The following is a 13,157-nucleotide window of genomic DNA, read 5'->3' as shown; positions in this document are numbered from 1 at the left end:
GCTTATCTCCATCTGCGCAAAACTGGGTCACCCTCAGAATTTCTCTGCGTGAGAACTGAAGGCGACCGTAAGAGTGCCTTACCATCTGAGGCATGAGCCTGAGTGCCCTGAAAGAATGGGATGTACAGTCCCGCCTGCTTACATCTGGAGAGCTGTCGCTGTTGGTCCGCAAGGGTGGAATCATGGAGACCCATGAGGGCTTCGAGGTCGAACACCGGTCGTTTCTCCTGTACCCGACGTTCCTTCACCAGAACCCTGATGAATTGCAGGCAAACTACCGCGAGCTTCTCCGCGATGATCCTGAGCCAGGTGTAATTCAGTTCTCCGCATTGGCAGAAGTCGTGGCAGTCCACCGAGTGGAATCTCTGGAGACAGCGTTGCAGCTCGAGCCATTGCAGGCGTTGACAGCTCCGGCGATTGAGCGGCGCTTCAAATACCGAAATCGTCCGTGGGTACACGCTCTGTTGTTGAGAGTACGGCCGCTGCTGGAGCCGTTGGTCTTGCCGGAAACGCCGGGCATGCTGGGCTGCGTCAGTTGGGTTCCCTTAAGTGACGTACTGATGAAGCCAGGGGAGCCAGTGGTGCCGGAAGACGAACTGCTCAAGAGGCAAATGCAACTGGAAAGCCTGATGTACAGCTAAGAGGGCGCCTTATGAAGCTCCCTCTCTTTTTGCCCCAGTCTTACTGCGCGGTGAGGTCGTAGTTGTTCAGCAGGGTGGTCTGGACGGTTCCGTCGGGGTTCACGAGGTTCCAGCCGGCCTTGGTGCCGCTCACGAACTGGTTGTCCCGCTGGGCGTAGATGAGGCGTTTGCCGTTGTCCCGGCTGAGGACGGTGTCGCCGGTGTCGTAGCGGTTGTTGTTGTTCGCGTCGCGGAACACGATGACGCGGTACGTGCCGTACGGGACGTTGCGGGGCAGGTCAAGGGAGAAGCCGTTGGTGAGGTACTTGTCGATCACCTGGCTCTGGGTGCCGTCGGCGGTGTACTGGCCGTTGTTGAAACCGACAATGGCGAGACCGAGGTTCTGGTTGGCGTTGAAGCCGCTGAGCTGCCCGGTGACGTCTTTCTGGATGGGGTTGCCGGCGAGGGTGCAGGCGCTGAGGGTCAGGGTGCCAAGGATGGTGGCGGCAAGGATGGTTTTCATGGTGGTCCTCCTGGTTGGGGTGGCGCGCGGGGCGGTTGTGTTCACCGTACCGGGCGCAGGAGGGGTGGGGCCAGAGGGGTTGCGTTGCTCCTTGCCTCACCGGCTGTTCACACGTGGGGTTGTGGAGCGGAGTTTTCACGTGAGGGCACGGACCGGTGACTGACAGGGGCGGGGTTATACTTCCGTTCATGCAGAGGCAGCCGTTTACAGCGCTGGCCGCCGTGTACGACGCGATCATGGCGGACGTGGAGTACGACCACTGGGCGGATTTCGTACTGACTTACGCGCGTGACGGCGGGCTGAATGAGCCTGGGCGGGCGCTGGACCTGGCGTGCGGAACGGGCGGCTTTACCCGTGAACTGGTGGGTGGGGGCTGGGCGGTAACCGGCCTGGATTTCAGTGAGGCGATGCTGGTGGAGGCCCGGGGTCGGCTGCCGGGGGTGCCGTTCGTGCAGGGGGACCTGCGGACCTTCGACCTGGGCGAGCGGTTTGAGCTTGTGACCTGCGTGTTTGACAGCCTGAACAATCTGTTGGGGGCGGAGGATCTCGGGGCGGCGCTCCGGCGGGCGCGGGCGCATCTGGTCGCGGGGGGCCTGCTGGCGTTCGACGTGAACACGCGCGTGGGGGTGCGGGAGTTGTGGGAGGGAGACGCCATTGAGGGGCTGGCGCCGCTGCCGGATGGCGAGGAGGTGCATTACCACTGGTCGCATCACTACGACGCGGAGGCGGATGTGGGGGTGGTGCAGGCGTTCTGCCGGGTGGGGGAGCTGGAGTTTGTGGAGACGCACCGGGAACGTGGGTACGATCCGTCGGACCTGGAGCCGCTGCTGGCGGCAGCCGGGTTTGCGCGGTGGGAGATCGTGGAGTACCCGGATTACGCGCCGCCCACGCCGGATGCGCCGCGCGTGTGGGTTTTTGCGTGGGCTGGAGCATCAGCGTGAGACCGCTGCCGGTGCTGGGGGCGGGCGGCTGGGGGACGGCGCTGGCGGTGAATGCGGCGCGCAACGGTCCGGTGCGGTTGTGGGCGCGGCGGGGAGCGTTTGCACGGGTGTTGCAGGAGGACCGGGTGAACGTGGAGTACCTGCCGGGGGTGACGCTACCGGCGGGGTTGGAGGTGACAGCGCATTTGGGGGAGGCGATCACGGACGCGCCCTTTGCGCTGGTGGTGGTGCCGAGTGTCGGGGTGCCGGATCTGCTGGCGGCGTTGCCGCGGGAGCTGGGTGTGGTGCTGTGTGCCAAGGGGCTCGCGCCGGATGGGGGGCAGCTGTCGGTGCTGGCACGTGAGCTGGGATTTACGCGCGTGGCGGTGCTGAGCGGTCCGAATCACGCTGAGGAGGTCGGGCGGGGGCTGCCGGCCGCGACGGTGGTGGCGAGCCGGGACGCGGGTTTCGCGCGGGTGGTGCAGGGGGCGCTGATGACGCCGGCGTTGCGGGTGTACACGAGTGACGATGAGACGGGCGTGGAGCTGGGCGGCGTGTTGAAGAACGTGATGGCGGTCGCGGCGGGTCTGGTGGATGGTCTGAATCTGGGGGATAACGCGAAGGCGGCGCTGATCACGCGGGGGTTGCGGGAGATGAACCGGTACCTGGGGGCGTTGGGCGCGCGGGAGGAGACGGTGTACGGGCTGAGTGGGCTGGGGGATCTGGTGGCGACGGCCACGAGCCGGCACAGCCGGAACCGTGCGGCGGGTGAGGCGATGGGGCGGGGGGAGCACCCGGGGCAGGGGGGGAAGGTGGTTGAGGGCCTGCGTACGGCGGGGCTGCTGGATGCGTGGGCGGCGGCACACGGGCATGATCTGCCGATTGTGCGGGCGGTGGCGCAGGTGACGCGGGGGGAGTGGAGTCCGCGCGATGGGGTGGCGCGCCTGATGGAGCGGGAGGCGAAACCCGAGCAGCACTGAGGGGTGTGTGCTTCTCCCCTGCTGGGGCGCTGGAGAGAAATCCGGCGTACCACACGCCTTTCAGCGAATCTTCATGTTTGCCAATTTCACTCTATCTTGTACACGACTGGGCAGGGACGTACAAGTGCTTGTACCTCCTGCGGGCGGGTGGTACAGTCAGCCATCTCAGGAACGGCCCACTTCACCGGCCACCCACTGCAAGCGCCACCTCACGGTCCCACCCGGGGCGGTGCGGGTTCTTGCTGTGGTCTCCTGCCCCCAACCCCTGTAAGGAGATCCCTCTGTGACCACCCTCAGTGCGCAACCCCTGACCAACTTCGACGAGAACGCCCACCACATCGCCCGGCGGCAGTACCTGCAAAGCAGCGACGGTGACCTGAGCGGCATGTTCCGCCGCATTGCCACCTGGGTGGCGGGGGCCGAGGCGCCCGAGGTGCGCGAACACTGGGCGCAGCAGTACTACGACCTGATGGCCCAGAAGAAATTCTGCCCGGGCGGGCGCGTCCTGGCCGGCGCCGGGACGCAGCACGGCAACGTCCTGAACTGCTTCGTGCAGGGCGCCACCGAGCACAGTCCCGACACGTTTGAGGGCGTCATGGAAGTCGCGCGGAAACTTGCGCTGGTCACCAAGGTCGGCGGCGGGAACGGCGTGAACCTCGACGTCTACACGCCCCGCGCCGACAGCAGCCGCCCCGACACCGGGGTGCGCGGCTGGGTGTATATGAGCGCCGCACACCCCGACGTGCAGGACTTCATTGAGGGGCTCATGCGCCCCCCCACCCAGCCGGACGGGGACAAGCAGCCCATCGCGGTGCGCAACTGGACCCGTGTGGTGTACGGCCCGGTCATCAACCCGGAGCTGGTGGCCCTGGCCCGCTCGAATGGGGTCTCCGTCGTCAAGAGTCTGCCTGAAGGCGTGCAGGCCGTTCCGGACGATATGGGCGGCATCATTGACGCGGCCCGCAAGGTTGCCGATGACGCCAAGATGGGCCTCGAACCCCGCATCGACCTGAGCGTCATGCGGCCCGAGGGCGCACCCATCAAGGGTTCGGGCGGCACCAGCAGCGGGCCCGTGAGCTTCCTGCTTGAAATCTTCGATAATTTCCTTGAGTGGGCCAACCGCGGCGCGGAGCAGAGCGGCCCGATCAACACCCTGCGCTTCGTGTACGCCCCGGTGCTGCGCGTGGTGCGGCAGGGCGGCACGCGCCGGGGCGCGGGCATGGCCACCATCAGTATCGAGCACCCCGACGTGCTGGACTTCCTGACCGCCAAGGACCTCGACCGCGAGGCCGCCGAAGGGGACATCAGCACCTTCAACATCAGCATCCTGGTCAGCAGCACGTTCTGGGACACCCTTCAGGCGGGCGGACTGTGGCCCGTCAAGGCCCAGGAGGTCCCCGGCAAGTACTTCCTGGCGCCGCAGCCCGGAGCGTACGTCGGCACCCTCCCTGAGCTGCCCCCCCGGGCGGACGACAACGCCCAGGGTGTTCCCGTGTACACCACCAAGGACGGCGCGCCCGCCATTCCCGCGCAGTGGCTGTGGGACCAGATCGCGCAGCACGCCTGGAGCACCGGCGAACCGGGCCTGATCTTCGTGGACCGCATCAATGAGTACTCCGCCCTGAAGAACCTTGGCGCGCGCTACGAGATCCGCAGCACCAACCCCTGCGGCGAGATTCCCCTCACGGTGGGCGAACCCTGCGACCTGGGCGCCATCAACCTGGCTGCGTACGTCAGGGACAGCCGCTTCGACGAGGCCACCTTCCGCGCGGATGTCCGGACCGCCGTGCGCTTCCTCGACGACGTGCTCGACGTGAATGTCTTCGCGCTTGAGGACAACCGCGTGGCCAGCCAGGACCTGCGCCGCCTGGGCCTGGGCGTCATGGGCCTCGCCGACGCCCTCATCAAACTCGGCCTGCGCTACGACAGTGACGCTGGCCGCCGCACCATCTACGACATCATGAGCGCCCTGCGTGAGGAAGCCATTCTCGAAAGCGAGCGGCTGGGCGAGGAACGCGGCGTGTACGCCGTGTACACCCGCAACCCCGGCAAGGTCCCCCACGCCCCCCGCCGGAACGTGGCCGTCCTGACTGTCGCGCCCACCGGCACCACCAGCATGCTCATGGGCGTCTCCTCCGGCATTGAACCCATCTTCAGTCCGTTTATCTGGCGCAAGATCGGCAGCGAGTACCGCGCCCTCCTCGCTCCGCTGTTCGTGGAACTCCTCGAAACGTACCCCGCTCCGCAGGGCATGACCAGGGACGGCGGCTGGGACTGGGATAAGGTCACTGAAGCCGTCAGCGAGAACCACGGCAGCGTCGTCGGCCTGCCCTTCATCCCCGACGCCCTCCAGCAGGTGTTCGTGTGCGCGCACGACATCAAGCCCGTCGATCACGTCCGCATGCAGGGCGTCGTGCAGTGCGCCTTTGACGCGCAGGGGTACGCCGCCAACAGCCTCAGCAAAACCATCAACCTGCCGAACGACGCCACCGTCCAGGATGTTCAGGACGCCTACAGCGAAGCGTACATGACCGGCTGCAAGGGCATCACCGTGTACCGCGACGGCTCCCGGCAGTTCCAGGTGCTGAGTACCAGCAAGAAGAAAACCAGGAAGGAGGACGAGCCTGCCGCGGAAGCCAGCGCCGCCGCGGACGTTATGGGCGAACAGCGTCCCACCCCTGAATCCGCCACTCCGGCCCCTGCCGCCAGGGTGACCCCCGCCCTGTCCAGCAAACCCCAGTACGAGCGCCCCACCCGCCTGCGCGGCATCACTGACATGGTCAAACTCACCGATCCCACCAGCGGCCACCGCCGCAGCTTCCTCGTCACCGTCAATGAACTCGGCGGTAAACCTGTCGAAGTGATGGTCATCTCGGGGCGCGCCGGGGACGAAGCGAACGCCGACAGCGAAGCGCTTGGCCGCGTGGTGTCCATCGCCCTTCAGCACGGCGTGCCCGCTCAGGCCATCGTCAAGACCCTGCGCGGCATCAATGGCGGCCTGTACGGCAGCTATAACGGCCGCCTCGTGGGCAGCAAGGCCGACCTGATCGCCGTGGCGCTGGAAACCTTCCAGAAGGACCTTGACGCTGCGCAGCTGCCCCCTCTGGCGGGTGGCAGCACCGACACCGCCCAGCCTGTAAGCGCCGCCCCTGCGGGTGTGAGCGTGGACGGCATGGCCCGGGAACGCTGCCCCGTGTGCGAGGAGAAAGCCGTGATCCGTGAGGAAGGCTGCCTGAAATGCCAGGCCTGCGGTTACAGCAAGTGCGGTTGACGTAAACCGCCGGTTCCACCCGCCTGCCTTCCCCAGTTGGGGAAGGCAGCTTTTTGTGCCCCGCACGGAGCGAATCGGGGCTCAGACCTGACCACAGCGCCGGTGGAGGTTAGGCGCAGTGAGGCTCCGGGGCATCTCTGCCTTCAGGACCGGTGAGCGACGGGGCAGGACTGCGGGGCCCTTCACGCCAGGCCTGCGCGGGTGACCTCATTTCCAGTTCGGCCTTGCCCAGTCCGCCGGAGTTCATGGTTTTGCCGTACTCCAGTGTGAATTGATTCAGTCCGTTCGGCCTGTGCCGGTACGCTGCCGGTATGCCCCTTTCCGAGTACCGCCGTCCCTCCCCTGCCCGGCTGCGTCTGTTCGGCTCGTTGTGGCTGCTGCTGGTGCTGACCGCCGTGTTCGGCCCGGCCGGGTGAACCGGGGGCGCGGGAAACCCTGCAGCGCAGTTCGTTCGCCCGGGTCATGTTCATGGACGTGGGCGCGCTGAGCACGCTCGGCGCGTTGTACCTCGCGCTGAACGGCCGGACGCCCATTCGGGTGCCGGCGGCCGTGGCCAGCCTGTTCGTGGGAAGTTTCGCGCTGCTGCCGGCGCTGGCGTTCGAGGACTGGGCGGCCCTCCGGAACCCACAACGAGAAGCGGACCGGGACGCGCACCGGCAGGCCTGAGCTGCCCGGGCGTACACCGGGCGGGTCATGATTTGCTGAAGGCGGCCTGCCGAAGCGGGGGCTACAGTGACGCCATGACAGCACTGAACACCGCGCCTCCGGTGAGCGACCTGCGGCGCGGCCCGGCCATCCTGATCTTCAACACGAATGCGGGCGGCAGTACGCGCTGCACGCCGGACCTTCTGGTGACGGCCCTGCAGGGCATCGGGTTCCAGCCTGTATACCGGGCGACCACCGGGGAGGAGGAACTCGAACGTGCCCTGGCCGACGCCCAGGGCACGGTGTTCGTGGCCGGCGGGGACGGCACGGTGCGGGCCGTGGCCCTGCACCTCGCCGGCCGGGACGGGGTGACGCTCGGCGTGATTCCCATGGGCACGGCGAACAACGTGGCCCGGACCCTGGGCGTACAGGGCGAACCGCTGGACGTGATCGCCCTGTACGCCCAGGCGACCGAACAGCCGTTCGACCTGGGGCGCGTGGAAGGCCCCTGGGGCGAGGACGTGTTCCTGGAGGCGTGCGGGTGCGGGGCCTTCGCGGACGTGATGGCGGAGTACGACCCGGAAGGCGGGAAGAGTCCGCTGCGGGCCGTGCAGGCGCTCACGACGGCCCTCACGACGTTTGATCCTCCGCCGGCCGCCGTGACACTCGACAGCGAGGTGCTGCCCGAAACGGCGTTCGCGCTGCTGGAGGTCATGAACACCAAGGCGACCGGGCCGAGGCTGCGCCTCGCGACGAACGCGGACCCGGGAGACGGGCAGCTGGACGTGGTGCGCATTGACGCGGCGGGCCGGGAGGGACTGCTGGCGTATCTGGCGGCCCTGGCGCGGGATGACTTCGAGGCGCTCAGCAGTGTGGAAAGCACCCGGGCAGCCCGGGTGGAAATTCCGTACACCGGGCAGGCCTTTCATGTGGACGCAGAGGTGCGCGAGCCGATGCAGGGCGTGACGGGCCGCGTGCTGATCGAGGCGTGGCCGGCGGCGCTGCGGGTGCTGGTGCCCGTGCCGGCTCAGGCGGCCGGAGCAGACGCGTGACGAAGTCCAGGCCGCCCCTGCCGCCCCTGAACCCAAGTGAAGCCCGGCAGGTGCCGCTGCGGCGCGCGTGGCCGGTGGCCCTCGTGCACGCCCTGCAGGACCGCGTGGGCGGGGCGCTGGGTTGGGCGCCGCGGCCCGGTGCGGCCCGGCAGAACAACCTGGTGTGGCGCGCCGGGGTGCAGGTGATGCGCATGGACCTGCACGTGCATACGGAAGTCAGTCATGACTGCCGCACGCCGCTGCGGGACATCCCGGGGTGGATGCTGCGCACGAACACCCGCGTCATTGCCGTCACAGACCATGACGAGTTCCGGGGTGGACCAGCGCTGCAGGCACTGGTGCGGGACATGGGGCTTGAGGACCGGCTGAGTGTGATCGCAGGTGAGGAAATCACGACCAGCGAAGGCGAACTGATCGGGCTGTTCCTGCAGGAGCGTATTGCGCCGAAACTCACCCCGGAGGAGACGGTCCGGGAGATCCGGGCGCAGGGGGGGCTGGTGCTCCTGCAGCACGGCTTCGATCCGTTGAAGCGGTACCGGTTGCGACCGGCCGCAACGGAACGCATTGCGGAGCAGGTCGATCTCGTGGAGACGTTCAATTCCCGGCTGTCGCGTCATCACTGGAACCGCGCGGCGCAGGCGTGGGCGCAGGCACGCCAGTTGCCCATGTGTGCGGGCAGTGACGCGCACACCCTGCGGGATATCGGTGAGGCGTGGGTGGAGACGCCCTTCCGGACGATTCACACCCCGCCGCAGCTGATTGAGTCGCTGCGGGAGGGCGTGGTGGCGGGCCGGTGGACGCACCCGGTGTACGCGCTCGGCCAGAAGCAGTGGCGGAACTTTCACGGGCAGTTCCGGCGGAACTGACCGCCACGGCGCAGTTCAGTCCGTAGAGCGAACCCGTTCTTTCACCCGCACCCTCTTTCTCTTCCTGGGCGCTCCGAAGGTATCAGGCAGAGGCGGGGCGATCACCTGCCTCCTGAGCGGAGCGCCGGGAGAAACCCTGCCGTCAACACCCGTGCTGGCCCCTGATGGAGCAGGGGACGCCGGGCAGACGTCCCCTGCTCCATCACTGTTTTCCTGCGCAGCGGTGGCCTTTCTTCTATACTGTGCAGGCTTCCGCTTGTGGGAGCAGGCCGGGATGGCGGAACGGTAGACGCATCCGACTTAAAATCGGCCGCTGCAAGGCGTGCGGGTTCAAGTCCCGTTCCCGGCACCACCCGCATCTCTCCTGCGTGTCAGGAGAGATGTTTTGCTGAACCGCCCTGAGGCAGCGGCCCGGCCGCGTCCGGTTCTCCGCCCGCTTCAGCACCGGAGGGGGACGGGGCCACTGGCCTTTGAGGAGGTTGCCTCAAGCGCATCTCAACGACAGGCAAATGTTTCCCGAGTTGACTTCGGTATAACGGGTGGCATGGATGACCAGCACAAGCCCACCCCACACGACACGGCACAGTCGCAGGGCCAGGACGGCACCGCGGTAGAGGGGGTGGGCGGCGCCGCGGATAACCGTCAGGCGCCCGGAGAGACCGCGCAGACCCTCACCACCCGGCAGGGCCATCCGGTCACGGACAACCAGCACCTGCGGACTGTCGGTGCGCGCGGTCCGGTTACGCTGGAGAACTACCACTTCCTGGAGAAGATCAGTCATTTCGACCGGGAGCGCGTGCCCGAACGCGTCGTGCATGCGCGCGGCGCGGGCGCACACGGCGTGTTCGAGGCGTACGGCACGGTCGGCGACGAACCGGTCAGCAAGTACACGCGCGCCAGGCTCTTCCAGGAGAAAGGCAAGCAGACGCCTGTCTTTGTGCGGTTCTCCAGCGTGATTCATGGGGGCCATTCCCCGGAGACCCTGCGTGACCCGCGTGGGTTCGCCGTGAAGTTCTACACCGAGGACGGCAACTGGGACCTGGTGGGCAACAACCTCAAGGTCTTCTTCATCCGGGACGCCATGAAATTCCCGGACCTCGTGCATGCGTTCAAGCCGGATCCCGTCACCAACCGGCAGGACACCCAGCGGATCTTTGACTTCATCAGTCACACAACCGAAGCGATGCACATGATTACGTTCCTGTTCTCCCCGTGGGGCATTCCTGCCAACTACCGGCAGATGCAGGGCTCAGGTGTGAACACCTACAAGTGGGTGAACACAGCCGGAGAGGGCGTGCTCGTCAAGTACCACTGGGAGCCGCTGCAGGGCATCCGGAACCTCACGCAGGCGGAGGCAGAGCAGGTCCAGGGGAAGAACTTCAATCACGCCACGCAGGACCTGTTCGACCACATTCAGGCCGGTCAGTTCCCGCAGTGGGAACTGTGCGTGCAGATCATGAGTGACGGCGAGCACCCGGAACTGGATTTCGATCCGCTGGACGACACGAAACTCTGGCCTGAGGACCAGTTCCCGTTCCTGCCCGTCGGGAAGATGACCCTGAACCGCAACCCGGAGAACTACTTCGCGGAGGTGGAGCAGGTGGCGTTCGGCACGGGCGTCCTCGTGGACGGCCTGGACTTCAGTGACGACAAGATGCTGCAGGGCCGCACGTTCTCGTACTCCGACACGCAGCGGTACCGTGTGGGCAGCAACTACCTGCAGCTGCCCATCAACGCCCCCAAGAAGCACGTGGCGACCAACCAGCGCGACGGGCAGATGGCGTACCGGGTGGACACCGCCCCGGGGCAGAATCCGCACGTGAACTACGAGCCGTCCATGCTGAACGGCCTGAGTGAGGCTGCGCCGTCCGGCACCCCGCACACGCCGTACATTGAAGGCCCGCTGGTGCGGCAGACCATTGACCGCACGAACGACTTTCAGCAGGCCGGCGAGCGGTACCGCGCCTTCGAGGACTGGGAGCGCGACGAGCTGATCCGCAACCTCGTGGACGCCCTTGCCCCTGTGGATGAACGCATCCAGAAGCGCATGGTGGAACTGTTCACGCGCTGCGACGCTGAGTATGGCCGCCGGGTTGCGGACGGGCTGAAGCACGTTCACGCCCAGAGTCAGCAGGAACAGGCGGTGAGGGACACCGAGCAAAGCAGCGAGCCGGCCCGGCCCTACTAGGAACAGGCAGCTTGACCAGTTAACCCGGTAGGCGCGCTCCGCCTGAGGAAGCCGCCCACCAGGAGAGGCACCGGATCGACAGTGAGATCCGGTGCCTCTCCTGGTGGGATCTGGCTGCCCTGGTCCGTGGCCTGAGCCTCACTTATTTCTGGTTTCGCGTGGGCCTTCTTCAGGGTCAAGCAGGTCCGCGCTGCTGTCGCTGGAAAGGTGCTGGTCCACTTCCTGCTCGTGCATGTGGGCGCCCGGAACCGGTCTGGCACCACGGCCGGGCTCGGCGTTCAGGTCCGCGGCTTTCTGTTCGGTCAGGCGTGTGGTGTGGCTGGGGTCATCCGGCAGCTGTTTGTCCGACATGATCAACCTCCTGGAAAAAAGGGGGACTGGTCAATTCGAGCCCGTACGTCCGCCGCCGCTTTCACTGCCATTGCGGCGACCGTCTTTGTCACGGTCATCCTGGCTGGGCTGACCATTCCCGGGGTCGCGCTGCCCACCCGGCTTGGGGTCATTGTCGCGGTCATGCTTATGGTCCGGGTCGTTCTTCTTCTCAGCTTGCGTCATGGTGCGCTCCTTAGGATCAAGAGACGTGGGGACACGAGGGCCAGTGAGCATAGGAAAGTGGTGTGCTGATCTTCCCCTACGAGAGTAGCGAGTGGATGACAGGCCACTGAAGGCGGCCCGGGGTAAACATCCAGGGCTCCTTGGGTTTCCTGAATCTGCTGCGTAAAGGCTCAGATTGCAGTGCCAGTCCACCTAAAGACACCACCCCGTCAGAGTTCAGAGAGTGATTGCCCATCATGATGAACGAGTCATGGAAAACGACCGATGAGCCGCGTCCAGCGCGTGACGGTCCTGTACGCCACTCTGGTGGCGGCTGTTGGGCTGCATGCGCTCTGGCTGGTCACCGGCGGCCGACCTGAAGCTCTGAGACCCATTTTGGGTAACCTGAGTTTCTTCCCGGCGTGCCTGTTGGCGGCGCTGCTGACGGGATCGCTTGCCGTCCGCGAGTCCGGGGCAGTGCAGCGCGCCTGGTGGTTCTTCACTGCAGGTCTGGGGTGCTGGGCGGCCGGACAGACGGCGTACGTGTGGCTCGATCTGTCGGGACGGTCCACGTTTCCTTCGGCTGCGGACATCGGGTACCTGATGCTGGCGCCGTGTTTCCTGCTGGGTGTTCTGCACCTGTGGGAGGCTCCCACCTCGCGCCTTCTCACTTTGAGTTTCCTGCTGGACGTCACCATCATCATCACGGCGGCCGGGAACCGCCTGTGGCGCCTGTCCCTGCCGGACCTGCTCGACCGTTACGCCCAGCAGCCTTTCGCGCTTGGTGTGGCTGTCGCTTATCCCCTCAGTGACCTGGTCCTGGTGTCGCTGGTGGTGGCCATGGCCGTCTGGCGGCCCCGCAGCCTGGACCGGGCACAACTCGCCCTGCTCGGTGGAGGACTGTCAGGGCTGCTCGTGGCGCATATGCTGTACGCCCGGGTGGCTGCCCAGGGTGCATACGAGCTCGGTGGGCCACTGGACCTGCTGTGGCCACTGGCGTTCGCAGCGTTCGGGACGGCGGCGTACCTTCAGCTCACCACGCAAGCCGCCGGAACTGCTCACCGGGCGCTGTCGACCCGGCGGCGCCAGCGACTGAACATGCTGCTCCCCGCCGCGGCCCTGATCCTCTCGTCTACAGTGGTGCTTGACGGCGCCCGGTCGGGCCGGCTGTTCGAACCGCTCACCGTGTTGATTCTGCTGCTGCTGCTCACCCGGCAGGTGCTGGCTGTCATGGACAATGGGCGTCTCACGAATACCCTGGCGTTTCAGGCTGGGCATGATCCCCTGACTGGGCTGTTAAACCGCACCGCATTGCACGAAGAACTCGACCGGCGGATCCAGGTTGCACTGCGACAGAGTGAACTGGTCGGCGTGCTCTTCCTTGACCTTGACCGCATGAAACAGATTAACGACGGGTACGGGCACGCGGCTGGAGACGCCGTCCTGCGGCAGGTGGCTGACCGCCTGCGTACTGCGGTGCGCGGCGCGGATAACGTAGCCCGGTTCGGGGGCGATGAATTCGTCTTGACGCTGACCGTCAAGGATACCTTTCAGCTCA

At 66.3% G+C, this 13,157-nt stretch carries 12 protein-coding genes and 1 tRNA gene (1 of these 13 running past the window's edge); 10 read left to right on the top strand and 3 right to left on the bottom strand.

Features of this window, described 5'->3' with window-relative positions; genetic code table 11:
- The first annotated feature begins 92 nt into the window (after positions 1-92).
- Complete coding sequence (locus LAJ19_RS00865) at positions 93-641, top strand: DUF1802 family protein (RefSeq protein ID WP_225476458.1); 549 nt, start codon at positions 93-95, stop codon at positions 639-641.
- Positions 642-681: 40 nt separating this feature from the next.
- Here LAJ19_RS00865 and LAJ19_RS00860 read toward each other — a convergent pair whose 3' ends face one another.
- The gene (locus LAJ19_RS00860; RefSeq protein ID WP_225476457.1) at positions 682-1,143 is read right to left on the bottom strand and encodes a DUF2141 domain-containing protein; all 462 of its coding nucleotides are present in this window, start codon (positions 1,141-1,143) and stop codon (positions 682-684) included.
- A 188-nt stretch (positions 1,144-1,331) separates the two neighbouring features.
- Between LAJ19_RS00860 and LAJ19_RS00855 the strand changes: the two genes are divergently transcribed.
- The 8 genes from LAJ19_RS00855 to LAJ19_RS00820 all read left to right on the top strand — a co-directional run bounded on the left by LAJ19_RS00855 (position 1,332) and on the right by LAJ19_RS00820 (position 11,065).
- Entirely contained in the window at positions 1,332-2,084 is a 753-nt protein-coding gene (locus tag LAJ19_RS00855) for a class I SAM-dependent DNA methyltransferase (protein ID WP_225476456.1), read from the top strand.
- On the top strand, positions 2,081-3,043 hold the full coding sequence (locus tag LAJ19_RS00850) for an NAD(P)H-dependent glycerol-3-phosphate dehydrogenase (protein ID WP_432804219.1): 963 nt from the start codon (positions 2,081-2,083) through the stop codon (positions 3,041-3,043). The genes LAJ19_RS00855 and LAJ19_RS00850 overlap by 4 nt, the downstream gene beginning before the upstream one ends.
- A 283-nt stretch (positions 3,044-3,326) precedes the next feature.
- A complete protein-coding gene (locus LAJ19_RS00845) occupies positions 3,327-6,314 on the top strand; it encodes an adenosylcobalamin-dependent ribonucleoside-diphosphate reductase (protein ID WP_225476455.1) in 2,988 nt (995 codons plus the stop codon).
- Positions 6,315-6,776: 462 nt separating this feature from the next.
- The gene (locus LAJ19_RS00840; RefSeq protein WP_225476454.1) at positions 6,777-6,980 is read left to right on the top strand and encodes a hypothetical protein; all 204 of its coding nucleotides are present in this window, start codon (positions 6,777-6,779) and stop codon (positions 6,978-6,980) included.
- Positions 6,981-7,054: 74 nt separating this feature from the next.
- A complete protein-coding gene (locus tag LAJ19_RS00835) occupies positions 7,055-8,011 on the top strand; it encodes a diacylglycerol/lipid kinase family protein (protein ID WP_225476453.1) in 957 nt (318 codons plus the stop codon).
- A 185-nt stretch (positions 8,012-8,196) separates the two neighbouring features.
- A complete protein-coding gene (locus tag LAJ19_RS00830; protein ID WP_225477892.1) occupies positions 8,197-8,877 on the top strand; it encodes a PHP domain-containing protein in 681 nt (226 codons plus the stop codon).
- A 268-nt stretch (positions 8,878-9,145) separates the two neighbouring features.
- Positions 9,146-9,229: transfer RNA gene (locus LAJ19_RS00825), tRNA-Leu, on the top strand.
- Positions 9,230-9,421: 192 nt separating this feature from the next.
- Positions 9,422-11,065, top strand: coding sequence for a catalase (locus LAJ19_RS00820; RefSeq protein ID WP_225476452.1), 1,644 nt, complete (start codon positions 9,422-9,424; stop codon positions 11,063-11,065).
- Positions 11,066-11,203: 138 nt separating this feature from the next.
- Here the strand turns inward: LAJ19_RS00820 and LAJ19_RS00815 are convergent, their stop codons facing one another.
- Together LAJ19_RS00815 and LAJ19_RS00810 are read right to left on the bottom strand one after the other, a co-directional pair.
- Complete coding sequence (locus LAJ19_RS00815; RefSeq protein ID WP_225476451.1) at positions 11,204-11,416, bottom strand: hypothetical protein; 213 nt, start codon at positions 11,414-11,416, stop codon at positions 11,204-11,206.
- 30 nt (positions 11,417-11,446) lie between these two features.
- The gene (locus LAJ19_RS00810) at positions 11,447-11,620 is read right to left on the bottom strand and encodes a hypothetical protein (protein ID WP_225476450.1); all 174 of its coding nucleotides are present in this window, start codon (positions 11,618-11,620) and stop codon (positions 11,447-11,449) included.
- Between the two features lie 264 nt (positions 11,621-11,884).
- On the opposite strand from LAJ19_RS00810, the gene LAJ19_RS00805 reads away from it, so the two are divergent.
- Positions 11,885-13,157 carry the 5' portion of a putative bifunctional diguanylate cyclase/phosphodiesterase gene (locus LAJ19_RS00805; RefSeq protein ID WP_225476449.1) on the top strand. It continues 1,019 nt past the right edge of the window, so only the first 1,273 of its 2,292 coding nucleotides appear in the window; the start codon lies at positions 11,885-11,887; the stop codon falls past the right edge of the window.

This window comes from Deinococcus taeanensis, from assembly GCF_020229735.1.
Lineage (GTDB): Bacteria > Deinococcota > Deinococci > Deinococcales > Deinococcaceae > Deinococcus > Deinococcus taeanensis.
Note: the sequence above shows the minus strand (reverse complement) of the source record. Positions and strands in the feature narration are given on the sequence as shown.